Annotated in this window: 23 protein-coding genes; 5 read left to right on the top strand and 18 right to left on the bottom strand. The window is 35.7% G+C overall.

The features are described from left to right. Positions 1–4: 4 nt before the first annotated feature. The gene (locus AACY93_RS04355) at positions 5–1,531 is read right to left on the bottom strand and encodes an aromatic amino acid ammonia-lyase (protein WP_339611263.1); all 1,527 of its coding nucleotides are present in this window, start codon (positions 1,529–1,531) and stop codon (positions 5–7) included. A gap of 108 nt (positions 1,532–1,639) precedes the next feature. Here AACY93_RS04355 and AACY93_RS04360 point away from each other — a divergent pair, with 108 nt between their 5' ends. Continuing rightward, complete coding sequence (locus AACY93_RS04360) at positions 1,640–2,890, top strand: NAD(P)/FAD-dependent oxidoreductase (RefSeq protein ID WP_286852586.1); 1,251 nt, start codon at positions 1,640–1,642, stop codon at positions 2,888–2,890. Positions 2,891–2,923: 33 nt separating this feature from the next. On the opposite strand, the gene AACY93_RS04365 is transcribed toward AACY93_RS04360, so the two are convergent. Beyond that, a complete protein-coding gene (locus AACY93_RS04365) occupies positions 2,924–3,526 on the bottom strand; it encodes a hypothetical protein (protein WP_286852585.1) in 603 nt (200 codons plus the stop codon). A gap of 96 nt (positions 3,527–3,622) precedes the next feature. Continuing rightward, the gene (locus tag AACY93_RS04370) at positions 3,623–4,582 is read right to left on the bottom strand and encodes an NAD-dependent epimerase/dehydratase family protein (protein ID WP_286852584.1); all 960 of its coding nucleotides are present in this window, start codon (positions 4,580–4,582) and stop codon (positions 3,623–3,625) included. A 155-nt stretch (positions 4,583–4,737) separates the two neighbouring features. Here AACY93_RS04370 and AACY93_RS04375 point away from each other — a divergent pair, with 155 nt between their 5' ends. Further along, positions 4,738–5,247, top strand: a complete 510-nt coding sequence (locus AACY93_RS04375) for a hypothetical protein (protein WP_286852583.1) — start codon at positions 4,738–4,740, stop codon at positions 5,245–5,247. 109 nt (positions 5,248–5,356) lie between these two features. Further along, positions 5,357–7,453: a M13 family metallopeptidase gene (locus AACY93_RS04380; protein WP_286852582.1), complete on the top strand. Its 2,097-nt coding sequence runs from the start codon at positions 5,357–5,359 to the stop codon at positions 7,451–7,453. A 64-nt stretch (positions 7,454–7,517) separates the two neighbouring features. Here the strand turns inward: AACY93_RS04380 and AACY93_RS04385 are convergent, their stop codons facing one another. Both AACY93_RS04385 and AACY93_RS04390 read right to left on the bottom strand, forming a co-directional pair. Next, entirely contained in the window at positions 7,518–8,216 is a 699-nt protein-coding gene (locus tag AACY93_RS04385; RefSeq protein ID WP_007647512.1) for a hypothetical protein, read from the bottom strand. Positions 8,217–8,298: 82 nt separating this feature from the next. Continuing rightward, on the bottom strand, positions 8,299–10,596 hold the full coding sequence (locus AACY93_RS04390; RefSeq protein WP_286852581.1) for a M28 family peptidase: 2,298 nt from the start codon (positions 10,594–10,596) through the stop codon (positions 8,299–8,301). A 113-nt stretch (positions 10,597–10,709) separates the two neighbouring features. On the opposite strand from AACY93_RS04390, the gene AACY93_RS04395 reads away from it, so the two are divergent. After that, positions 10,710–11,177, top strand: coding sequence for a CBS domain-containing protein (locus tag AACY93_RS04395; protein ID WP_007647515.1), 468 nt, complete (start codon positions 10,710–10,712; stop codon positions 11,175–11,177). Here AACY93_RS04395 and nadB read toward each other — a convergent pair whose 3' ends face one another. Both nadB and nadA read right to left on the bottom strand, forming a co-directional pair. After that, entirely contained in the window at positions 11,178–12,725 is a 1,548-nt protein-coding gene (gene nadB, locus AACY93_RS04400; protein WP_286852580.1) for an L-aspartate oxidase, read from the bottom strand. Between the two features lie 4 nt (positions 12,726–12,729). Further along, positions 12,730–13,656 (bottom strand): quinolinate synthase NadA, encoded by a 927-nt coding sequence (gene nadA, locus AACY93_RS04405; protein ID WP_286852579.1) that lies wholly within the window; start codon positions 13,654–13,656, stop codon positions 12,730–12,732. Between the two features lie 127 nt (positions 13,657–13,783). Between nadA and AACY93_RS04410 the strand changes: the two genes are divergently transcribed. Then, positions 13,784–14,278 (top strand): Rrf2 family transcriptional regulator, encoded by a 495-nt coding sequence (locus AACY93_RS04410; protein WP_238307553.1) that lies wholly within the window; start codon positions 13,784–13,786, stop codon positions 14,276–14,278. On the opposite strand, the gene AACY93_RS04415 is transcribed toward AACY93_RS04410, so the two are convergent. The 11 genes from AACY93_RS04415 to AACY93_RS04465 form a co-directional block, all read right to left on the bottom strand. Continuing rightward, the gene (locus AACY93_RS04415) at positions 14,255–15,580 is read right to left on the bottom strand and encodes a cbb3-type cytochrome c oxidase subunit I (protein ID WP_286852578.1); all 1,326 of its coding nucleotides are present in this window, start codon (positions 15,578–15,580) and stop codon (positions 14,255–14,257) included. The two genes, AACY93_RS04410 and AACY93_RS04415, sit on opposite strands and share 24 nt — an antisense overlap. Beyond that, positions 15,570–16,001, bottom strand: a complete 432-nt coding sequence (locus AACY93_RS04420) for a cytochrome c (protein ID WP_007647521.1) — start codon at positions 15,999–16,001, stop codon at positions 15,570–15,572. Before AACY93_RS04420 ends, AACY93_RS04415 begins: the two co-directional genes overlap by 11 nt. Before the next feature lies 1 nt (position 16,002). Then, entirely contained in the window at positions 16,003–16,239 is a 237-nt protein-coding gene (locus tag AACY93_RS04425) for a cytochrome C oxidase subunit IV family protein (RefSeq protein ID WP_040491290.1), read from the bottom strand. A 1-nt stretch (position 16,240) separates the two neighbouring features. Then, positions 16,241–16,819 carry a cytochrome c oxidase subunit 3 gene (locus AACY93_RS04430; RefSeq protein ID WP_007647530.1) on the bottom strand — a complete coding sequence of 193 codons (579 nt, stop codon included), beginning with the start codon at positions 16,817–16,819 and terminating at the stop codon, positions 16,241–16,243. A 10-nt stretch (positions 16,820–16,829) separates the two neighbouring features. Beyond that, on the bottom strand, positions 16,830–17,804 hold the full coding sequence (locus AACY93_RS04435; RefSeq protein ID WP_286852576.1) for a PAS domain-containing protein: 975 nt from the start codon (positions 17,802–17,804) through the stop codon (positions 16,830–16,832). Between the two features lie 2 nt (positions 17,805–17,806). Further along, positions 17,807–19,576: a VWA domain-containing protein gene (locus tag AACY93_RS04440; protein ID WP_286852575.1), complete on the bottom strand. Its 1,770-nt coding sequence runs from the start codon at positions 19,574–19,576 to the stop codon at positions 17,807–17,809. Between the two features lie 10 nt (positions 19,577–19,586). After that, complete coding sequence (locus AACY93_RS04445) at positions 19,587–20,429, bottom strand: CbbQ/NirQ/NorQ/GpvN family protein (RefSeq protein WP_286852574.1); 843 nt, start codon at positions 20,427–20,429, stop codon at positions 19,587–19,589. Between the two features lie 123 nt (positions 20,430–20,552). Continuing rightward, on the bottom strand, positions 20,553–21,896 hold the full coding sequence (locus AACY93_RS04450; protein WP_007647543.1) for a cbb3-type cytochrome c oxidase subunit I: 1,344 nt from the start codon (positions 21,894–21,896) through the stop codon (positions 20,553–20,555). 14 nt (positions 21,897–21,910) lie between these two features. After that, positions 21,911–22,354 (bottom strand): cytochrome c, encoded by a 444-nt coding sequence (locus tag AACY93_RS04455; protein WP_007647547.1) that lies wholly within the window; start codon positions 22,352–22,354, stop codon positions 21,911–21,913. Positions 22,355–22,494: 140 nt separating this feature from the next. Beyond that, positions 22,495–22,842, bottom strand: coding sequence for a hypothetical protein (locus tag AACY93_RS04460; protein ID WP_007647548.1), 348 nt, complete (start codon positions 22,840–22,842; stop codon positions 22,495–22,497). A gap of 7 nt (positions 22,843–22,849) precedes the next feature. Further along, positions 22,850–23,581, bottom strand: coding sequence for a hypothetical protein (locus AACY93_RS04465; RefSeq protein ID WP_286852573.1), 732 nt, complete (start codon positions 23,579–23,581; stop codon positions 22,850–22,852). Positions 23,582–23,661: the final 80 nt, after the last annotated feature.

Genomic DNA, 23,661 nt, shown 5'->3' on the forward strand with positions numbered 1-23,661 from the left:
TTTGTTATGTTTTATTGTTAATGATAAAATCTTTAACAAGGTTAACATAAGGATACATAATAACGTCTTTTGTAAAGATAGGAACTAAATTTCTAATTTCATCATACATCTTTTTGGTTTTTGAAGAGATTTTATCCTGAACTTGAAGATATTCAATGGCTTGAACTATGGTTATCGTTTCTATGGCAAGTACTTCGAAAGTATTTTCGATTACTTTTTTGGTAATATTGGCTGCGTTGGTTCCCATACTAACAATATCCTGATTGTCATTATTGTTTGGAATACTGTGTACATACATTGGGTTGGAAAGCATTTGGTTTTCAGCAGTGGTAGATGTTGCCGTAAATTGGACCCCTTGCATTCCAAAATTCAATCCTAGTTTGCCAAGGTTCACAAATGGAGGAAGCATGTTGTTTAACCTGGCATTCAGTAAGTAGTTTAATTGTCTTTCAGAGAGCATGCTTAATTTGGTGACAACGGTTTTTAACTTATCCATTTCTAAAGACACATAATCTCCATGAAAATTACCGCCATGATATACGTGTTTCTTTTCTACGTTCACAATAGGGTTGTCGTTGGCAGAATTAACCTCTTCAATCAAAATCTTTTCCACATTGTTTAAGGTGTCCAGTACTGGTCCTAAAATTTGAGGGACACACCTTAGGGAATAATATTCTTGAACTTTGTCTTCAAAAACGGAAACATCGTCGTTTTTTGAATACAAGTGATGTTCTCTTTTTCTGGTTAATTGACTATCTTTTAAATGCTCACGCATGGCTTCGGCAATTTTTCGTTGCCCAACATGTCTTTTGGATTGGTTTAACTCGAAAGACAAATGGTCATCGTAAGCCTTAACAATTTCATTTATGGCAGCAGAACAGGAGGTCATCCAGTTCAACAAGCGTTTGGTGTAAATGGCATTTACAATACCAATTCCTGTCATGACAGACGTGCCATTCATTAAAGCCAGACCTTCGCGCAATTCTACCGAAATAGGCTTTAAACCTAAGGTCTTGAACACGTCTTCTGTGGCTTTTCTTTCGCCTTTATAAAACACTTCGCCTTCACCTATTAAAACCAATGCTAAATGCGCCAACTGTACCAAATCGCCACTGGCGCCAACACCTCCATGTTCGTATATTAAAGGAGTGATGTCTTGATTGATAAGTTCTGTCATTAATTCAATAACAGACTTATGGACACCAGAATTCCCTAGGGACAAAGTGTTTAACCTAGCCAACATAGCAGCTTTTACATACATAGGAGCAATAGGCTGCCCTGTTCCAGAGGCATGACTTCTAATTAAATTATATTGCAGTTGAATGCGTTCAGAATCTTTAATCTTATATTGTGCCATAGGTCCAAAACCCGTGTTAACGCCATATATAACCTTGTCTTCTGAGAATTTTTTTAAGAAATTGAAGCTATCATCAACGGTTGTGTAAACCTTTTCATCTATATGTATTTTGCTATTTTCAAAAATAACTTTGTAAAAATCTTTTAATTCTAATGTCCCGTTAAATGTTAGCATCTATTAATTTATTCTGTATTTTTATAATAAAATTTTAATAACTTAAACTAAAGTAGTTATTTTGGATTGCAAATTTATAATAATTAATGAATTAATACTACAAAGACCATGAACGATATACATGTTGATGTTTTAATTATTGGAGCAGGACCATCTGGTTGTGTTGCAGCGGCTTACTTAAATAACCAAGGGTATGATATTAAGGTAGTTGAAAAGAGTGTTTTCCCTAGGTTTGTTATAGGTGAAAGTTTGTTGCCTAGATGTATGGATCATTTTGAGGAGGTAGGCTTATTAGACTGTTTAAAAGCAGCTAATTTTGAGTTGAAACCTGGAGCAAGGTTTTTAAGAGGAGACGTGGTTTGTAATTTTGATTTTAGCGATAAACACTCGGAAGGTTGGGATTGGACATGGCAGGTGCCCAGAGCAGATTTTGACCATATATTGGTAAAGGAAATCATTAAAAAAGGAGTGGATGTGTCTTTTGAACACGAAGTAACAGCTGTGGAAATTGCAGATGATGGTTCGTCTAAAACCACCATAAAAACCAAAGAAGGGGACACTTATACCATACACGCAAAATTTATTATAGATTCCAGTGGATATGGTCGTGTACTGCCAAGATTATTGGATTTGGACAAACCTTCGGCTTTGCCAGACCATTCGTCTATTTTTACGCATGTAAAGGATGTAAACAGAGAGGAGGGAACCGAAGGAACCCTTATTACTTTCGATGTTTTGGATAAAGATACCTGGTTTTGGGTCATTCCTTTTTCCAATGGGAATACCAGTTTGGGCTTTGTTAGCAAAACCGAATATATAGATTCCTTTAAGGGTAGTAATACCGAACGAATGAAAGAGATGCTAAAACTCTCTGATTATTATTATGACAGGTTTAAGGATGTGGATTTCCTTTTTGAACCCATAAACATTAAAAACTACTCAAAATCCGTAAAGCAATTATATGGTAAAGGCTATGCGCTCACAGGAAATAGCTCTGAATTTTTGGATCCAGTATTTTCCTCTGGTGTGACCTTTGCTACCGAATCTGCTTTGATGTCTGCAAAACTAATCTCAAAAGAATTAAGAGGGGAATTGGTGGACTGGGAAGAAGAGTACTCCAATTACATTAAATATGGTGTGGCCGTTTTCTCAACCTATGTTAAAGAATGGTACACAGGTAACTTACAGACTTTATTTTTCCACAGACCGGAAAATCCAGATGTAAAAAGACAGATTTGTGCTGTTTTAGCTGGTTATGTTTGGGATAAAACCAATCCATTTGTAACCAAACACGATCGAATTGTTAAAACATTGGCACATTTAATAGATATGGAAAAAGAACAAAGCGAGGCTAATTAACCTCGCTTTTTTAAAAACTATAAAAACGTTTGTTTACTTTGTTTTTTTGCTTAGGTCCTTCGCAAAGGTTTTAGCTAATTTGGCATAGGATTCCGATATTCTGTAGCCAGAATCGAAATCATAACCCATAGCTCCACTACCTTCGGCATTAGCATATTTTACCGAAAAGATAACAGTATCTGGATTGTCGTTTTTGTAAACAGAGATTACGGCATCAATTTTTGAAGGTCTTCTACTTACACCTACATTGTATCCTGCAAAGATTAATGTGGTATGTACTTTCATGGTGTATTCTGCGTCACCTAAATCTTTATCCACTTTTATTTCACCATCATCAAAACGCTTGTTAAAAGACTCAATGAATTTAGGTTCATAACGGTTTTCCCTATCTGCAAACCAAGATTCTTTAAATTTCTCACCGGTTCCTGGCTCTTTTTCGTCACGTTTGGCCATTTTGTCTTTTAAGAAATCTTCTTCAGAATCGTATTTTGGAATTTCCAGGTTGGCGTAATCAAATACTAGGTTGTATTCAGTGATACCCTTTAAATTTTTCCAATCCCCTTCTTGAACTTTAGACTTTTGCGAAAACAATAGTGAGGTGGAAAACAATAATGCTAAAAATAATAACTTTTTCATGATAAGTTGGTTTTTAAATGATTTACTGGGCTAATATAAAGTAACTTCATATAAAATTACATACGAAGAGTTACGTATTTTCAGTAAAAAATTGTCCTAAACCGATTGTTTTTCCTTTTTCTTTAAATTGGTGAGCATTTCTGAGGTTATATCGTTCAATGAAAAACGATGTTTCCAGCTCCAGTCTTCCCTGGCACGAGAGTCGTCTATACTTTTTGGCCATGAGTCTGCTATTTTTTGTCTGAAGTCTGGTTTGTAAGTTACAGTAAATTCTGGCAGGTGTTTTTGTATGGACTCTGTAATTTCTTTTGGTGTAAAACTTACGGCAGATAGGTTATAGGATGATCTTATTTTAATGTCTTCCGGTTTGGCGTCCATAATATCAATGGTGGCTTTAATGGCGTCGTCCATAAACATCATTGGCAGTTGGGTGTTTTCAGATAAAAAACATTCGTAAGTGTTATCGGCTATCGCTTTATGGTAGATTTCAACAGCATAATCTGTAGTGCCTCCACCAGGTAAGGTTTTCCAGCTTATAATGCCTGGATAACGAATGCTTCTTACATCTACCCCATATTGGTTGTGGTAATACTCGCACCAACGTTCGCCAACTTGCTTGGTTATGCCATAAACCGTAGATGGCTCCATAATGGTATATTGTGGAGTGTTTTCTTTAGGGGTTGTGGGACCAAACACTGCAATACTGGAAGGCCAAAACAATTTTTTAATAAAGCCTTCTTTTGCTAAATTTAAAACATGAAATAGGGAATCCATGTTTAAATCCCATGCTTTCATTGGGTATTTTTCGCCAGTGGCACTTAACATGGCAGCCATTAAATACACCGTGTTGATTTTGTGTTTGTCTATACAAACCTTTACAGAGGTATAATCTTGAGCATCTAAAATCTCAAAAATTCCAGAGTTCACTATATCTAAATTATTGTAGCTTATGTCGCTGGCAATAACATTATCTTTTCCATGAATGCTTCTTAAGGTATGCGTTAGTTCTGATCCTATTTGTCCACATGCACCAATAATTAATATTTTAGGAGTCATTTCTTGTAAGTTTTTAAGGTCTTCAAAAATAACAAGATTTTTAATGTACTATTATAAAATTAACTTAAAAAACCATCATAATTATTAAACATGTGCTAAACCATAGCATATAAAAAACCGAAATCTATATATTTGCTATTCTATAAATGTTTAGTATGAAATTTATTATAAGTTTTTGTTTGTTGATCTGCTTGGTCTCTTGTGGCAAAAGTGTTGATGAGACTCCTAAAGTTGAACAGGAAAACACCTTGCCATCCCTTTCCAAACAGACCATCCAGAAATTTAATTACACGGAATATTTATTGGACCCCAAGGTTAAGAAAATTACAAACAATTGGGTTAAATATAATGAATTGGAAGGTGTTGTAATGAATTTAAAACAAGCTGATTTAACTTATTTCAAAGAAAATCATGAAATTTTGGAAGCCTTGATTACCGATTTAAAGCAAAGTCTTCCAGAAACCTTGAACTCTCCAGCTATTATGTCCAGATTGATTGCTTTGGAAACCAAATTATATAAACTGGAGAGTCTTGTAAATCTATCTAATGCCACACCAGAGAGCATCATGCCGGGCATTCAGGAAGTATTGGTTTCTTTTTCAAATTTAAACCTGCAAATGAACAAAAAGATTGAAAGAGACTCCCAAAAAATCATAAAACCTTAAAAATGCTTGTATATCCTTAATTCTTAAGGTTATGTTAATGTTTATTTCGCGTATTTATATTACTGTTATTTATTGTTAAATTTCACCCTTAAAATTCAACCTTAACCCTATGAATAGAAAATTTTTAAAGCTATCCCTATACAGTGCAGTAGCTTTTACAGGCTTTGTAGCTTGTAAAAACGATGCAAATAAGGATGTGGCACAAGTAGAAACAGAACAGGTTCCTGGAATTAATTTAGATTACATGGATACCTCAGTAGCACCAAATCAGGATTTCTTCAATTATGTAAATGGAACTTGGTTAAAAACCAATGAAATTCCAGCCGATAGAACCAGATGGGGAAGCTTTGACGAACTTCGCAAAAAAACAGATGCAGATGCCTTGAACATTTTAAAATCTGCCATGTCTGAAAACAAAGACATGGAAAAAATAACCGTATTGCCTGGATCTGACCAAGAAAAAGCAGTAGAGTTTTTTCAAACCATTATGGATACGGTTTCCAGAGATAATCAAGGTATAGACCCTTTAAAGCCATATCTGGCCAAGATTGAAAACATAAAAAACATAGAAGACCTTCAAGCCTATTTAATAGAAATGGAACCTCAAGGAGGTGCCGGATTTTTTGGGTTTGGTGTTGGCTCCCACCCAAAAAACAGTAATTTAAACACAGCATACCTAGGAGGAGGTTCCTTAGGTTTAAGTAGGGATTATTATGTGGACCAAGACGAAGACACCAAAGAGAAAAGGGAATTGTACCGAGCTCATATAGCAAGAATGTTACAATACATTGGGGAAGATGAAGCCACTGCCAAAACAAAAGCTGATGAAATTTTGGATTTTGAAACCAAAATGGCAGAACCTAGAATGACAAAAGAAGAACGTAGAGACCCAAGAAAACGTTTTAACCCAAAATCCATTGAAGAGCTGAATAACATGACTTCTTCTATCGATTGGAAAGCTTATTTTAATGGCATAGGAGCCACAACCATAGACACTGTAATTGTAACAGATCCAGGGTATTTTAAAGCGTTGGATGCTATTTTTAAAGAAAACAATGTTCAGGTTTGGAAAGATTATTTAAACTGGACGCTTGTTAGAAGTGCAGCCAACCAGCTTACAACAGATATGGAAACTGCAAATTGGGAATTTTACAGTAGGGATTTAAGAGGTTCCAAAGAACAAAGACCCAGAGAAGAACGAGCTTTAGGCACTTTAAACGCTACCATTGGTGAAGCCTTGGGTAAACTGTATGTGGATAAAATGTTCCCTCCAGAAGCCAAGGAGAAAGCAGAAAAAATGATACAAAATATCATGGTGGCTTTTGAAAACAGAATCCAGAACTTGGACTGGATGACCCCAGAAACCAAAGAAAAAGCTATAGAGAAACTTAACAAAATGACTGTTAAAATAGCTTACCCAGACAAATGGAAAGATTATTCTGAACTGGAAGTTAAAAGTGTTGAAGAAGGTGGTTCATATTTTGAAAATTTAAATCATGTTTCTGAATGGAACTTTAAAGAGGATTTAAATAAATTAGGGAAACCAGTAGATAAAAGCGAATGGTTAATGGCACCACAAATTGTGAATGCTTACTTTATGCCTCCTTATAACGAAATTGTGTTTCCAGCTGCTATTTTACAACCTCCATTCTATAACTATCATGCAGATGAAGCTGTAAACTATGGTGGTATTGGAGCTGTCATTGGTCATGAAATATCTCATTGTTTCGATGATTCCGGTTCTCGATATGATGCTGATGGAAATTTAAACAACTGGTGGACAGAAGAGGATTTAGAGCAGTTTACAGCTCTTGGAAAAGAACTTTCTGCACAATATAGCAATGTAAACGCGCTTCCAGATGTAAAATTAAATGGCGATTTTACCTTAGGTGAAAACATTGGTGATTTAGGAGGGGTTAATGCAGCTTATGATGGCTTGCAGTTGTATTTAGCTGAAAACGGCAGACCGGAAAATATTGATGGTTTTACTCCGGAACAACGTTTCTTTATGAGTTGGGCTACGGTTTGGAGAACCAAGTACACAGAGGATGCGTTAAGAAATCAAATAAAAACAGATACACATTCTCCAGGAATGTATCGTGCAGTAATGCCTCTACAAAACATTGATGCTTTTTATGAAGCATTCAATATTCAAGAGACAGATAACATGTATTTAGCTCCAGAAAAGCGAGTTAAAATATGGTAATTTAAAAGTGTTGATTAAAAAAAGCCAGCAATTAAGCTGGCTTTTTTATTTAGTATGGTAAATGTCAATCTTTTTTTGAAGGCTGAGGTTTTTGACCCAACAACGCATTTCTACTTACATAGGCCAAATTAAAATTAGGAGCCATGGTGAGCGCCTGTTCTAAATAGGTAACAGCTGTATCTATATTGGTTTCCTTGTCCTGATTGAAAACAATGAGCCCTTTTAAATACAAAAACCCAGCTTTTAATGGTACTTGATATGGTTGCTGAGACTCGTAGTAGGTTTTTTTCATGTTATCCTGTACATGCAACAACCCATATTCCACTTGTTTGGAAGCCTCTTCTAAATTTTGGTTTTGCAGGTATAATTCTGCCAATTCGTAGGCTAAAGTGACATTCTGTGTTCTTCTAAACAGCTCTTCAAATTGCTTAACTGCTAATTTTGGTTGATTTAAGGATTTTAATGAAACGGCTTTTATTTCAACAGCCATGTCCGAATCGTCAGCCATTAAATCAACTCCTATGGTATTCAACGCTTGAACAAATTTACCTTCATTCATATATAAATAAGCCAAAGTATCTTGTCTGGCAGCTGAAGGTGAAAGAATGTTTAAATGTGTCAAGCCATTAATAATCCCTTGCATGTCTCCTTGAGCTTTCATTTGTTTGTAGTAAGCTTCATAATGCTTTAACAATTCCTGATTGTTTTGGGCTTGTACATGGAAACTAAAAGCAATACCAACCAATAGAATAAGATTTTTCATAACATGTAATAATTTAATGTGCCAAAACTATAAAAATTTATGAGGTAATGTCTTAAAAACATGCTAATTATTTCCAACGGACTTAATCAAAACGTATGGTTTTCTTTAGCATCACAGCATCGTTTAAGATAAAAGGTTTAGGGGTCAAGTCTTTTGGGCGTTCAGGAACATCAAACAATGGGTTGTGAAGCATGTTAAACGAAGATTCGTAATACCTAAGGGTGGTTTGTTGGTTTTTGGGCACTGAAAACTCCAATTCCAAAAAGGTGTCGTCCACCACATAATATTCAAAAAGCCTATTAAAATCCCTATTTGCAAATACTAAACCATTTTTGTCTTTTTCTATTTCAAGACCATTGATGTTAAAAGACCCAAACACATTTGTGGAATCGGCATAGATGTCCATTCTGTTAACCAGTCGTTGAGGTGAAATAAACAATTTGAGATGTCTGTATTCACCAATTATGGTATCTTTTTTTACATCAACATACGGTTGTTTTATGGGTTTTATATTGGCCTTTTTACTATAGCTAAATGGCGTGTTGTATTTACTGCCAAAAGTTGTTTTTGTTATGGCATGTTTGGTGTCTGGAGTATTGGTTAGGTAGGTTTCGGTCCAGGGATCCAATATGTTGTCATAGGTTGCCCAAACAGCTTCATTTATGTCTGTGTCAAAATAATATACAAGGCTGTTGGGTTTGGGATGTTCATTGTTAAAACTGGAATTTAAATGTGCTGAAATAAACACGCAGATGGTTATTAAAAACAGGGCATAAGACCATCTGTTTTTATGTCTAAAGAAACCAAAAACAGGTATAAGCAAACCAAAAATCAAGGTCACCAAAACCGTAGAAGCCATTAAAAGCTTTAAGCCCAAACCTACTGGAAACATTTGTACAAAAGGCGACATGATGGTTAATACCGGAAACGCCAAGAATGTCATTAATATCAAGTTTGGTTGTTTTTGTCTAACCAATACAAAAAGACTAACTAAAGCAAAAAATACAGGAATGATAAAAAAACTGGCACCTTGAAGTTGCCAAGCAACAAAAGCGCAAATAATGAGCCATAAAAATATGGGGCCAATCAGTAAACTGGCTGTATTTTCAGGGTTGTAAACTTTATGGTATCCCCAAAAACAAATAGCGATTGCCAACAAGGAAAATGCCCAAATATAGGTATGTCCATTGTAAGTAAATCCGTGAAGCATTTCGGTGTATTGTGGATATACAGACACTAAAAATTTCCATCCAAAAAAACCAAGAAGACCATTGATTATCAAAACAGCAAGAAACATAAGAGTCCCTTTGCCTATTTGTTTGGCATTAAGGGTTCTTTTGCTTATGCCATAAAAAACAAGCATTATAAAAATTAATAAGGCTAGAATTAACAAGGGCACAATCCATGTAAAAGGATAACTAACCGTCTTAAAAAGAGGTACGTTAAAATAAACATCATCGGTTTCGCTTTTTACATTATTTAAATTGGCATCAGCAAAATAATGTAATAAAGGCATCAAATAACTGCCTTGGTGTTCCAAGGTGTTTCTGTCCAACCTTTCGTAAGTATCCAACGCTGTGTGGTAATCGAAATGGTCGTCAATAAAAGCAAAATTAAAACCATCAATATTTCCTTCTTCCCTAAATCTGGTTAAATCGGTATCGTTGGGCAGTTTTTTATAAACGCTATAGGCCAGGGAGTTTGCAACAGGATATTCAGGATGTGCTTCTTTAAAACTGGAAATTAAATTTTTGTTGCCTCCATTGGTTTCCATAAGCATGTAGCTAGGGCCACCACTTCCTCGAGCCTCAAAATTTAACACTAAACCAACATCCTTTGCCCAAGGATGGTTTTTTACAAACAGCGATGCGCCATTTAAACCCAACTCTTCAGCATCGGAAAACATGACAATGATATCGTTTTTATGACTTTTACCCTCACTTAAAAAAGCTCTTAAACCTTCCAAAATAGTCACCACTCCAGAGCCAGCATCACTGGCTCCCAATGAGGCATGAGACTTGCTATCGTAATGGGAAAGTAGTAAAAGGGCTTTGGAATTATCAGTGCCTTTTATTCTGGCAAGTATGTTTTTTGGTTTGGTAATCGTTCCCCAATCTGTTAAAACATAGCCTTCTTGAATTTGGGTGTCCAAACCTAAATTCCCTAAAGCGTTTACAAGATAATCTTTCACCCTTTCATGGTCTGGGCTTCCAACATAATGTGGGTTTTTGGAAATTTCTTTTAGGTGAAGTAAGGCTCGCTGTGTAGAAAACGCATTGTCTGGTGCATCGATAGTGGATATGTTACTTGGCAACAAAGCAAAAAAACTCCAATAAACAGCAACTATAATTAAGATAATGGAAACACCTTTTTTAAACATGACTTAAAGGGATTGGTTTGTTTTATAAAAATAGAAAAATTATCCCACAAAAGCTTGGTTAGGATAACTCGTTATTATTGAGTATATTTAAGTTTCAATTAAAAACAACAATCATGGCAATCAAGAGTTTTCAAGGCGCTAGAAAGCAACAACAAAATACATCAGAAGAGATTCCTTTCAAGGTTCGCGATGTGATGTGCAAAGATCTTATCACTTTTAAACCAGAACAATCTGTGGAAGAAGTTATAGATACGTTAATTAGGAATAAAATTTCGGGAGGACCAGTTGTAAATGATAAAAATGAATTGGTAGGGATTATTTCTGAAGGAGACTGTTTAAAACAAATAAGCGAAAGTAGATATTACAACATGCCCATGGAAAATGACAATGTGGAAAAACGCATGATAAAAGACGTGGAAACCATTGATGGCAATATGAATGTATTGGATGCTGCCAACAAATTTCTGGAATCCAGAAGAAGGCGTTTTCCTATAGTTGAAGACGGGAAATTAATAGGGCAGATTAGTCAGAAAGACATCCTAAAAGTGGCTATGGAACTAAAAGGGCATACCTGGAAGTAACTACGTATTGTCTACATTAAAATAACCACCTTTGTTTTCTTTTCTGTTTAAAGATTGCCCAATGATTAAATGGGCTACATTCACCATGTTTCGCAATTCGCAAAGTGTGGTGGTTATTTTAGAAGTTCTGTAAAGCTCTTCCACTTCGTTATATATCATGTCCAAGTGTGTGATGGCTTTGTTTAAACGGTCGTTGCTTCTAACAATTCCCACATAATCACGCATTAAAGCCTGAAGTTCTTTTAAGTTGTGTTTTATCAATACATGTTCTTTGGGCATGCTTGTACCTTCGTCGTTCCAATCAGGAAGAAACTTTTGTATATCCAACATCTCATGTGTGCAAAGATATTTGTAAATGTTATGCGCATATACCAATGCTTCCAAGAGGGAATTGGAAGCCAATCTATTGGCGCCATGAAGTCCTGTTCTGGTACATTCACCACAAGCAAATAGGTTATTTATGGAAGTTTTCCCGTGTGAATCAACCACAATGCCTCCACAGAGATAATGTGATGCCGGAACCACAGGAATCCAATCTTTCGAAATATCTATATGATGTTCCAAACAGGTTTTATAAATATTGGGAAAATGGTCCCTAAAGGATTCTAAATCCAAGTGGGTACAATCTAAAAACACACAAGGGTCACCAGATTTTTTTAGTTCGGTATCAATACTTTGCGAGACAATATCCCTTGAGGCCAATTCAGCACGTTTATCGTAATTGGGCATAAACCTAGTGCCATCTTTGGTGCGCAAATAAGCGCCAAAACCTCTCACTGCTTCCGAAATTAAAAAAGTAGAACCTTCTTGATTGGTGTATAAAGCCGTGGGATGAAACTGAACAAATTCCATATCCTTAATTCTAGCTTTAGCTCTATATGCCATGGCTATACCATCTCCTGTGGCAATGGCTGGATTGGTTGTGTGACCATAAACCTTGCCAATGCCACCTGCAGCCAAAACCGTGCAATTTGATTGTAACGTAAGGATCTTTCCGGTTTTCTGATTTAATACATAAGCACCATAACAACTAATGTTTTCCGAAACTTGTTTTAATTGATGTTCTGTAATTAAATCAATAGCAAAATGATGTGGCAACAAGCTAATATTTTTAAGTTGGTGCACTCTGGCCAATAACGCACGTTCTATTTCGTAACCAGTGATATCTTTATGGTGCACCACCCGAAATTGGCTATGTCCTCCTTCTTTTCCCAAATCGAGATTTCCGGTTTGGTCCAAATCAAACTGAGCTCCCCAAGCCATAAGTTCCTTTAACCGTTTGGGACCTTCAGTAATAACCATGTTTACAACGTCTATGTCACATAAACCATCTCCAGCAATCAAGGTGTCTTGAATGTGTTTTTGAAAGGAATCTGTTTTTTCATCCAGAACAACAGCCACGCCACCTTGTGCATATTTGGTGTTGGATTCGTCTTCATTACCTTTGGTTACTATGGTAATCTGTTTTTCAGGAAAAGCTTCAGCATGTTTTACAGCCAAGGTCAAACCTGCAACGCCAGAACCAATAATGAGTAATTGGGTTTTCATTTGTTTATTTAGAAAGTTCAAGCATGCGTTCAATAGGGAGCAATGCTTTTTTTCTTATAGGTTCAGGTACATCTATCTGAGGGCTTTCATTTAATAAACAATCGTATAATTTTTGAAGGGTATTTACCTTCATAAACGCACATTCACTACAAGCACAGGTGTTGTCCTCTTCGGCTGGAGCAGGAATTAAAAGGGTGTTTGGCACTTCTTGTTGCATTTTATGCAAGATGCCAGCTTCTGTGGCAACAATAAATTTTTCCTGTGGATGTGTTTTTACATAATTTATCATACCAGCTGTAGAACCAATATAATTTGCTGCATCCAGTATATGTGCTTCAGATTCCGGATGTGCAATAATTTTAGAGCCTGGATGTTCTTTGTATAATTTTAAAAGTTTATCTATTGAAAACGCTTCATGCACAATACAAGAGCCATCCCATAGCACTAAATCCCGACCAGAAACTTTGCTGATATAATGACCTAAGTTTTTATCTGGAGCAAAGATGATGGGGATTTCCTTTGGTACAGATTCCACAATCTTTAAAGCGTTGGATGATGTACAAACAATATCGCTCATGGCTTTAATTTCTGCCGAACAATTGATATAAGTAATCGCCAAATGGTCTGGATGCTGTTCCTTAAAAGCTTTAAAAGCTTCTGGAGGACAGGAGTCAGCCAAAGAGCACCCAGCATTTAAATCGGGTAAAACAACTGTTTTGTCAGGGTTTAAAATTTTAGCCGTTTCAGCCATAAAATGCACACCTGCAAAAACAATGATATCAGCATCTGTTTCTGCAGCTTTTTGCGACAAGCCCAAGCTATCTCCAACATAATCAGCAACATCCTGTATTTCCGGCACTTGGTAATAATGTGCTAAAATAACGGCGTTCTTTTCTTTTTTTAAACGAAGGATTTCTTTTTTTAAGTCCAAAACTTTTAGATAATTACGGTTTTTACAAGCCACAAATTTATTGGTAACCTGCCTTTTAAATTATGATATAAATCATAAACAAAGATAATGTTAATTGAAATAGGATAAAAACATCTTTTTTATATCTTTGAAAAAAAATACTGTGTTATCAAATGCGTGTCAATATGCTATAAGATCCATTCTTTATTTAGGAATGTGTTCCGATGAAAAGCATAAAATAGGAGTGAAGATTATTTCAGGAGAATTAGAAGCACCTCAACCTTTTTTGGCTAAATTACTGCAACAATTAAATAAAAATGGGTTGGTTACTTCTACAAAAGGACCTTATGGTGGTTTTTATTTAAGCGAAGAAAACAAAACCAAAACCGTTTGGGATATTGTTCTTGTAATTGATGGTAATGAAAGGTTCAGTCAGTGCTTTTTGGGACTTTCTAAATGTGGCGACAGCAATCCCTGTCCTGTGCATTTTACGGTTTCGGCATTCAAGGACAAATTGTTCAAGGATTTTAAGGACAAAAGCATTGCAGAGTTTGTGGAAGAAATAAAGGTTAAAGGGAGGTATATTTCGTTAAAATCTTTTGATGTCTTAAAAACAGATTCAAAGCCTAAGACCATTGATTAGCTTTCTTAATATAGGTAAACCAATAAACACCATACTTGTGGTGAGTGTTATTCCAAACACGAAAAAAGCCATATAGACCCAGAACAAACTCTCTTGCATGTTTGAAAAAGAGGTGTCGTTTCCTGCGTACATCCAATGACTTCTTCTGGCACCAGCTACCAATAAAGCCATAAAGAACAAAAAGAGTGAGATATTAAATCCCAAAAGACTTCTTTTTATAGAAGTTTCTTCTTTCTTGGTAAAAGCAGATATCCTAGAAACTATAAATAAAAGCGAAGCAAATAAAATGCTTGTGTTAATACCAATGGTTGTTCCCATGGAGTGCGCTACTGTAATATGTGTGCCATGGGTAAAGAAATTTATGGCTGGAATGGAGAAAAGCAATGCAATGATTAAATTGACGAATATCCAGAAGTCTGTTGTCACTAAAAATCTATAAGCCAAAGGGTAACTGTCTTTTTCTTTCTTGGTTAGGCTGCGTCTCCATTCGTAAATCATATATCCCAAAACAATCCATTCGCTCATGCTTACGCCATAAGCCACATAACGAATCCATGGTAATGTAGGAACAATATAGGTATGATGTGCCCAACCAAACATGAGATTTGTTAAGCCCAGAAAATAGAAGAAGAAAGCCAGTTTACCCCTTCCAATGGCATGGTCTCCTTTTATTTTGGCCATCACGTAAATAGAAATTCCATAAACCAACATATTCCAAGAGCCAACAAAAGATCCATAAGATTTCCACTGAACCGTTAAATCTTTTATAACATGCTCCCTAAAATATGGCATTAACCACAAATGAGCTTCGGTTAAATGAATCATCATAAAAACAATTCCAGTTCCCCACATCCAATAATAAACAGGCCAGTTTTTAACCTGTTTCAGCATGGTTTTAAAATAGTTAATCCCAAAAAGAAGCCAACCAAACAAAATGGGAATGGTTAAAATTGGGGTAAAAGCCAGGTATTCCCTGCCTTCCATTTTCCCGAAGAAATAAGACAGGTAGATGCCAATTCCTGTAATAAGAAATACAATGAAATGAGTTTTCATTAATTTATCTGAAAATAACTTGAACTTTTCAACTTGGCTCAAGTAAAAATAAATACTTCCAGTAGCACAAAGCACTATCCAGGTAATCACTGTTGTTACATGAAACGGTCTCATTTTATGAAACGGTAAAAGGTCCTTTAAGAACTCAGGAATGAGATACTGTAAGGCAGCAAAAAGCCCAAAAGTAACACCCATTAACAAAGCTAAAAGAGCTGTAATTAAAAAAAGGGTACTGGTTTTATTTTTCATTTTTATACTCTAATTCAATCCAACCACTCGGTTTAAATATAGCATGGTAGTTTGGATAATATCCAGTGCTATCCACAAATTTTAAATAACTAACCAAAGCTTCTTTTTCGCTTTCAGAAAAGTTGAATTTTGGCATTGTTTTTACACCGCTGTTTAAAAAGGCTTTAATGTATTGAGGGCCTTTATTTTTTGCACTGTACACATTGGTTAAATCTGGACCCAAATAGCCTCCCAAACCATAGGTTTGATGGCAAGACCAACAATTGTTTTCCTGCCATAAACGCTGCCCGTGAAGTGCTTGTTCCGTTAATATTACTGGATTTGCGTTTTCTTTAGAGGTGTAAACAAATCCATTGTAAACAACAAAAAGAATGAGCAAGATGCTTATAATGGCAATATTGTATTTGGTCTTTTCGGTCATATTAAATTATTAAAACCAAACCAATAAAAATGGTTAAGAATGCAATTAACAAGGCTTTCCAGAACGTATTGGCATGACGTAATTCCATAAAATAAAAAGCAACTGCCAAAAATTTAAAAGCAGCTAAAACCATAATGATTGTGGCAGCATTTTCCAAATGTGAATTTGCAACAACAGCCGATAAAACGGTTAATGCAATTAACAATATCAAAACATAAAAAAAAGGGTTCTGTTTCATCTTAAAACACTAAATAAATTACAGGGAACAACAACAGCCAAATAAGGTCACACATATGCCAAAAAGTGGCACTGGCTTCCACATCTTCCATAATGAGTTTTTCGGGGTTTTTATTCATGGTCCTAAAAACAGAAGCTAAAATCACCAGTCCAACCAAAACATGAATCACGTGAAATAGCGTTAACATCCAATAAAAGGAAAAGAAGGTGTTGTAGCCCATGGTTAGTCCAGCTTCAATTTTATCAAAGTATTCTACGGTCTTCAAGCCTAAAAACAACAACCCTCCAAGCATGGTCAGTTTTAAGTATGTTTTTGATTTTGATAGGTTGTTTGTTTTTAAAGCAGTAACTGTAAGAGCCATAAAAAAGCCACTAACCAATAAAAACAAAGTATTTATGGCACCAAAGGTAGTGTTTAACTGCAACCTGGACTCATGGAAAATGCTGGCTTCGTCTTTGCTGTATAATGCCATGGCCACCAAAACGGCTCCAAAGGTGAACAATTCCAAATACACTATAATCCACATTAAAATACCACCTGGTGGATAATAAAGTGATGCTTTTGTAGTAACTTGACTCATAATCTCAATGCTAATCCCAATCTAACAATCTTTTTTGTCCTTCTAGTTTTTGGATTTCTGTAATGTCCTGAGACATTTCTATAACCCCTTTATAGGTTTTGTTTTTGTCCCTTATGGCAAAATATCTAATATGAATGATTCGCCCTTTAAAGTTGAACCAAAACTCGGCAGAGTCCTTATTTCCTGCTTTAAATTCCTCTAAAATCCTTAAAACCATGTCCACACTTTTTGGTGGATGGCAAAAACGTACTTCTCTTCCAATAATCCCTTTGCTTCTTGCAAACACTCGGTCTTCTCCACGATTGTAAAAAATTACTTTGTCGTTTTCATCTACATAAGTAATGTCTACTGGTAAAAACCTCAATAATAAATTTACCTGTTCGGGAGTCATGTAACCTTCGTCGTAATGAAAAGTGTTTTCTAAAGAAAAACTTTGTGTGCGATCTGTTAGGTCTTCACTTGGATGTATATATTTTGAATCTTTATTTGGAAAAGGCGCAGGCTTTTCTTTAAGCATCCAACCAATTTCCTCATCTCCTTCATAAAATTCCTCCCAATCTTCTTTGGTTAGCAAACGCATGGCGTTGGGAAACAATTTTTGATCCTCAATAAGCATTAATCGTTTTATACCTTCCAATAAATAAGGAAGGTTTTCAGTGATTTTTTCCACATCTTTTGTTTCGTTGTGTTTGTGCAGCAGTCTAATTTGCTCTCTTAATACATCATGAAAAGACCACATACCTTGACTTGGCCCATTCCAATGATGTTTTTCTAAATACGGAAAAAGCTGATTTTCTTTTCGTTTGAAGCGCTTTTCAATTGTGGTGAGTTGATTGAAAATATTAAAGTATTTTTGAAAATCTTCTGATACTTTCACATCGTATAATTCTAAAATCAAGTCCTGAATCAACGCGCTTTCTTGATAATATACCTGCAAAGGATGTCCTTGTTCCAACTTTTCTACTTCGGGTAAGTATGAATTCATGTTTAACTTTGATGCTTTATTTTTTCGTAGAGTTTCACTAACGACTGTAACAACTCTACAGGTGTTGTTAATATTTGATAATGGTTTTGCCCAAACATTTGTGGCAAATAATATTTTGCTTGTGCTTCAATAGCCAAAGCATAGGAATTGATGTTTCGCTGATTTAATTCACGAAGCGCCTGCTTCACATCGTTGATGCCGTATTTGCCCTCGTATTTATCGTAATCGTTGGGTTTTCCGTCTGAGATTAAAATAACCCATTTGTTTTTTGTGTCCCTTGAGTCCAACAAAGTGCCCGAATGACGTAAAGCAGCTCCAATCCTGGTGTAGCCACTAGGTTCCACAGCGCCAATTTTGTGTTTGGCCTTATCCCAAGTGTCGTCAAAACCTTTCAGGGAGAGATAGGTGGCGTAATTTCTGGTTTTGGAATAAAAGCTTTGAATGGAGAAATCAACATTAAATTCATTAAGGATTTCACCAAAAATAATGGATACTTGTTTTTCAACATCAATAACTTTATTGCCTCCAGCATAACCATCACTGGACAGACTGACATCCAGTAGTATTAAAATGGAAAGGTCTTTGTCTTTTTTACGTTTGGACAGGTATATTTTTTCTGAAGGTGTGTGTCTGGAATGGACATCTACATACAAATCTGTTATGGCATCCAGATCAAAATCCTCACCTTGGGTTTGCCTGCGTTGTTGTTGGTATTTGTTGTTAACCGACGTTAACATTTTACGCAATCCTGTTAAGGTTGAAGCATTTTTTTGAAGTGTTTTTTTATAATATGCAGTATCTGTTTCCTGTTGTATTTTGGGATAGACCTTGCAAAATTTTGGTTTGTACTCCCTTTTGGAAAAATCCCATTCGTCGTAAGCAATATGTGGAGCTTCGGTATTTAGTTCGGTACTTTCGGAAATGGTAGTGTTTTCAATAAATTCTGCTTGATAAATGGAATGTGTTGGGTCGTCTACCCTAACGGTATGTTTCATGTTAAGGTCTTCCAAGGCATTGGCATGATCATCCAGATCGTCGTCGCCATCAAAATCCCTCCAGCCACCTTCCCATTCTTCGGCAGTTTCAATTTTTTCAAAATTATGTGTCATCACATAATCTTCCTGTTGTTTTTTATCAATTTCCAAAGAGGTGATTTCCTCTACGGCATTGGCTTTTAAAATGGTATTTATTTCCTGGTCTATGGCTTGTTTTACTTGTTCTGAGATGTTGTTTAAAACGGCTTTTTTTAAGATTTTAGGATCGTTTTTCATCCATTTACCATAAATAAAGCTTAAGTCTTCAGGCTTTTTGTCTGTTGCCATTTTAAAATAATGGGAAATAAGTTCCTGATGGATATGTTTGGTAATGGGGAATTGGTTAAACATGTCATTTAAGACCAACGTGGATGTTTCTTGGGCTTTTTCCCGTGCATGTTCTAAGGTAAACTCTTCTTCAGCAGTAAAGTTTAAGTCCAAGTTTTTTTGAACAGATAGGTATACTATCCTAAAAATATAGAACTTGGTATTTTGTTCCAAGGTTTGAAACTCGGCATATCGAGAGGGCAGAAAAAAACTGTTGTTTTTATAGCCACCTTCACGTTCGGCTTCAAAAATTTCAATGGCTTCACCGGTTATGGCTCTGGAAAAAATGGTAAGTCGCTGTTTAATATCGTTTAATTTTACAGCATGTTCCAGTGTTTCCTGAGCTTGCTTTTTACGTCGCTTTAAGAAATTAACTACTTTGGAATAGATGAATTCATCTGGTTCAAACATGATTTTTTATTTAAATCATTAAATCGCACAAATCCGATAAAGCTTCGGTAATTTCGATGTCGTCTGTTAAAGGTTCAACCACTGCTACACGAACGGCCAAACGTTTGCCCAAGCCAGTGTGAATAAGTTTGGCAGCATCCACCAATAAACGTGTGGATACAGTTTCGGTCAAGCCTAATTCTGTAAGGTTTCTAATTTTATTGGCAATAGCCACTAGTTTTTTTGCTGTTGAAGCGTCAATTTGTGTTTCGTAGATTAAAATTTCGGCTTCGTCCTTTTCATTGGGATAGTTAAAGGCTAAAGCTATAAAACGCTGCCTGGTTGAAGGTTTTAATTCCTTAAAACCTTTTTGGTAACCTGGATTAAAAGATGCCACCAACATAAAGTCTGGATGTGCTTTTATGGTTTTACCCAATTTATCGATATAGAGTTCTTTTCTGTGATCTGTGAGGGAATGAATGGCCACAATAACATCTGGTCTGGCTTCTGCAATCTCATCTAGATAGATTACGGCTCCTTCTTTTACAGCTTTGGTAAGAGGGCCATCTATCCATACGGTTTCGGCTCCTTTTATGATATAACGACCAATTAAATCTGTGGAAGACGTTTCTTCATGACAGGAAATGGTAATTAATTCTTTGTTCAATTTATGGGTCATAAAATCCACAAAACGTGTTTTTCCGGTACCAGTTGGCCCTTTTAATAACATGGGAATTTTGTTTGTAAAAGCCTGTTCAAACACTTCAATTTCTTTAGCTATAGGTTTATAGAAAGGTGTTTCAGTGTTTGTATGTTGGGTTTCTGTTTTCAAAATAGTGGGTTTTAAACTAGGTTTTATTAGTGTTTTTTCCATGTTGCTTAATATTTAAAAAGGCCCTTAAGTTTAAGATTTATGAAGTGGGTGATTGTCAGGTATGAGCAAATTTTACTTCAGGATCTGTAAGCAACCAAAAGGACCTTTTCTTGCTATTAATTGTTATAAATCGGATTCTAAGTCTAAAGCTTCATCTGTTGGTTTTCCATGTTTATAAAAATCCCAGATATACATTACTATTCCAGTTGCAAACATGGTAGCACATAAAATTAGTACCACAAAGTGGATGCTAATTTCAGCTTGAACTTCCATAAAGTCCATTTTAAATTTACGTTCTAAATATACTTGTGCCACACCAGCAACGCCAAAGGCCACTGTCATTCCTAGCATGCCAATATTGGAGAGCCAAAATGCTGCTCTACCAACACTGCTATCGTATAGTTTTCTACCTGTCATGTTTGGTAAGGCATAGCTAATAATGGCCAACACAATCATGGCGTAAGCTCCCCAAAAGGCTAGGTGACCATGCATGGCTGTTACCAAGGTACCATGTGTGTATAAATTTGTTTGTGGCAAGGTATGTGCAAACCCTAATAAACCTGCACCTACAAAGGATACGATGGCTGAACCAAGGGTCCAGAACAAAGCTATTTTATTAGGGTGTTTCTTTTCCCCTTTTCTATACATGTTTACTGCAAACAAAGCCATTGCTAAGAAAGCCAAAGGTTCCAATGCAGAGAAAATACCACCCACAATTAACCAAATTTTGTTAACACCAATGTAATAGTAGTGGTGACCAGTTCCAAGAATACCTGATAAGAACGTTAAACCAACAATTACATATAGCCACTTTTCAATCACTTCTCTATCAACACCAGTTAATTTTATCAATAAGAAAGATAAAATACCTCCCATAATCAATTCCCATACGCCTTCAACCCATAAGTGTACAACCCACCATCTGAAAAAGGAGTCTGTTACCTGACTGTCAAAAGGAAGCATACCAGGAATATAAAGTAATGCAGCAAACAGTAATCCCATAGTAAGAACCAAAGCCGTTGTGGTTTTTCGTTTTCCTTTAAAGAGGGTTGCTAAAATGAGACCTAAAAATAAAAGGACATTCACTACTACCAAATAATCCAATTGTCTTGGGATTTCTAAAAACTTTCTTCCTTCCCACCAATTGAAATGGTAACCAATTATTGCAGCTACACCAACAACAGCCAAGGAAATAAGTTGTACATAAGCAAGCTTTACACTTACAAGTTCACGTTGGGCCTCTTCAGGAATAATATAGTATGCAGCTCCCATAAAACCAGATAAGAGCCATACAACCAACAAGTTTGTATGCACAGCTCTTGCTGTGTTAAAAGGAATAAATTCGTGTAAACCATCAAACCCAATACGGGCAAAGCCCATGATGAATCCGTAGGTAATTTGTAAAACGAGTAGTAGCATGGAAAAGGCAAAAAACCAATAGGCTACTTTTTGAGATTTATATTTCATAGTTAGTTAGTTTATTAGTTTTTATCCATTCTGTCTTTTGCCAAAGGAGATACAACAGTATCGAAACCATTTAGGTCTATGCCTTCTATCCATTCAAAGAAAGCAATCAAATCTTCAGCTTCTTCTTTTGAAAATCCGTAAGCAACCATTTGTCTGCCATTAGGATTCCAAGGAATAGGAGACATTAAAACGGCTTTGATGTAGCCTTCGCCTCGACGTTCAATGACTTTGGTTAATTCTGGTGCGTAATAAGCTCCTTCACCTAAAATGGTATGGCAACCCATACAATTGTTTTCTTCCCATAAAACTTTTCCACGAACAACTTGTTCTGTAATACCTTCATGGTTTGTTTGATCCTGCCCTTTACTAAAAGAGAATATGGTTAATCCTATAAAGATTAAGAATGTCACCACAGTGCCTCCAAGGAAAAAAGCGCGTGCTTGTTTTTTTGATAACATGAGATTTCTAGTTAAGTTAGTTAAAAAGACCTTTTTATCTTTTATACAAAAATATAATGACGCTCAGGTTTAAAACATGACTTTAATCATGTTTAAGAAATTTTTTTGATCGAAGAGTGAAAAGTAAGGAGGTTTCTTTATTAGTTTTCTCGTTTTACCAGTGCAAAATAATCTCCTTCCAAGGGCAAGTAGCCTTGGTCGTAAACAAAATAATATACCGTTCCGGCCTTGGTAGTGTAGATACTGGTAAAGTAATTGAAGTCGAATCCTTTTTCTATAAGTTTGGCTCTGGATGTTTTGGTTTTTTGGTCTGGATTTAATTCCTCAAGGATTCTGTAATTTTTTCTTAAACGGTTATTGGTATTTCTAATTAAGTTTTTACTGTCCTTATTTATTCTGTTGTTATAAGAATTTCTACAGGCATCACTACAGAATTTTTTGTCTATTCTGCCTACAATTTTATCGCCACATTCAGGACAAGTTTTCATGTGATACCTATTGATTTTGTATGATTTTCTTATAATACCAAAGACTGTATAGGGCAAATAACAGGAAACCAACGGCTTGAAGGGATTCTCTAACTTCAATGATTCTATTGGCTTCGTCAAGTTGCGAATGGAAACCATAAATGGTTCCGTATAGCGCTAAGTAATTAACTACAAAAAAGCCTCCAATCCACAGTGGAACAATAGGGATTCCTATGTGAGTGATAAACTTTTTAAACTGTACCGAAACAAAGCATGCTACAGGAATAAGCACACAGTATATCATCCAGAAAATGGTGTACAGTCTTCCCATATTTAAAAACAGTTCCATAAAAGATTTTGAAGAACCATCTTTGTTGCTTGCCTGAAATAACCATAAATTATGAAAATTGGTTTCGTTTTGAGCATTCATTTCCATTAAGGATTCTGGAGTGCTCCAACCAAAGATGCGTTGTCCCCAACTAATTTCTTCGCCACAGGAGATTAAAAACAACAAAGCTAACAAGCCATAAAACACATTTCTTTTGGTTTTAATACCAAAAAATAAATTGTCTAGGTTTTTGGATTTAAAAAATAAGTAGGTAAAAATTATAAATGCAAAGAAAAAAGCAATAGCGCTTGTGTTTTCAAACAAGCCGTCTTCCCTTGTTAAATTAAATTGTGTTTCAGGACTGGTATTTACCAAGGCTATGTAGATAATGATAACCGAAATATATAAAGCAAGCTTTTTAAATAATCCCATGTTGGTTTAATTGTTGGTTGATTTAAAAATAAATATACAGATTATTTTATTACAAAGAGTTAAAGCTAAGTAACAATAGC

It is taken from the genome of uncultured Xanthomarina sp., assembly GCF_963971605.1.
GTDB lineage: Bacteria > Bacteroidota > Bacteroidia > Flavobacteriales > Flavobacteriaceae > Xanthomarina > Xanthomarina gelatinilytica.

Bases quoted from the DNA above. Each gene is read 5' to 3' on its own strand.
- AACY93_RS04355 (WP_339611263.1), bottom strand. From the start codon at position 1,531: ATGCTAACATTTAACGGGACATTAGAATTAAAAGATTTTTACAAAGTT.
- AACY93_RS04360 (WP_286852586.1), top strand. From the start codon at position 1,640: ATGAACGATATACATGTTGATGTTTTAATTATTGGAGCAGGACCATCT.
- AACY93_RS04365 (WP_286852585.1), bottom strand. From the start codon at position 3,526: ATGAAAAAGTTATTATTTTTAGCATTATTGTTTTCCACCTCACTATTG.
- AACY93_RS04370 (WP_286852584.1), bottom strand. From the start codon at position 4,582: ATGACTCCTAAAATATTAATTATTGGTGCATGTGGACAAATAGGATCA.
- AACY93_RS04375 (WP_286852583.1), top strand. From the start codon at position 4,738: ATGAAATTTATTATAAGTTTTTGTTTGTTGATCTGCTTGGTCTCTTGT.
- AACY93_RS04380 (WP_286852582.1), top strand. From the start codon at position 5,357: ATGAATAGAAAATTTTTAAAGCTATCCCTATACAGTGCAGTAGCTTTT.
- AACY93_RS04385 (WP_007647512.1), bottom strand. From the start codon at position 8,216: ATGAAAAATCTTATTCTATTGGTTGGTATTGCTTTTAGTTTCCATGTA.
- AACY93_RS04390 (WP_286852581.1), bottom strand. From the start codon at position 10,596: ATGTTTAAAAAAGGTGTTTCCATTATCTTAATTATAGTTGCTGTTTAT.
- AACY93_RS04395 (WP_007647515.1), top strand. From the start codon at position 10,710: ATGGCAATCAAGAGTTTTCAAGGCGCTAGAAAGCAACAACAAAATACA.
- nadB (WP_286852580.1), bottom strand. From the start codon at position 12,725: ATGAAAACCCAATTACTCATTATTGGTTCTGGCGTTGCAGGTTTGACC.
- AACY93_RS04415 (WP_286852578.1), bottom strand. From the start codon at position 15,580: ATGAAAAATAAAACCAGTACCCTTTTTTTAATTACAGCTCTTTTAGCT.
- AACY93_RS04420 (WP_007647521.1), bottom strand. From the start codon at position 16,001: ATGACCGAAAAGACCAAATACAATATTGCCATTATAAGCATCTTGCTC.
- AACY93_RS04425 (WP_040491290.1), bottom strand. From the start codon at position 16,239: ATGAAACAGAACCCTTTTTTTTATGTTTTGATATTGTTAATTGCATTA.
- AACY93_RS04430 (WP_007647530.1), bottom strand. From the start codon at position 16,819: ATGAGTCAAGTTACTACAAAAGCATCACTTTATTATCCACCAGGTGGT.
- AACY93_RS04435 (WP_286852576.1), bottom strand. From the start codon at position 17,804: ATGAATTCATACTTACCCGAAGTAGAAAAGTTGGAACAAGGACATCCT.
- AACY93_RS04440 (WP_286852575.1), bottom strand. From the start codon at position 19,576: ATGTTTGAACCAGATGAATTCATCTATTCCAAAGTAGTTAATTTCTTA.
- AACY93_RS04445 (WP_286852574.1), bottom strand. From the start codon at position 20,429: ATGGAAAAAACACTAATAAAACCTAGTTTAAAACCCACTATTTTGAAA.
- AACY93_RS04450 (WP_007647543.1), bottom strand. From the start codon at position 21,896: ATGAAATATAAATCTCAAAAAGTAGCCTATTGGTTTTTTGCCTTTTCC.
- AACY93_RS04455 (WP_007647547.1), bottom strand. From the start codon at position 22,354: ATGTTATCAAAAAAACAAGCACGCGCTTTTTTCCTTGGAGGCACTGTG.
- AACY93_RS04460 (WP_007647548.1), bottom strand. From the start codon at position 22,842: ATGAAAACTTGTCCTGAATGTGGCGATAAAATTGTAGGCAGAATAGAC.
- AACY93_RS04465 (WP_286852573.1), bottom strand. From the start codon at position 23,581: ATGGGATTATTTAAAAAGCTTGCTTTATATATTTCGGTTATCATTATC.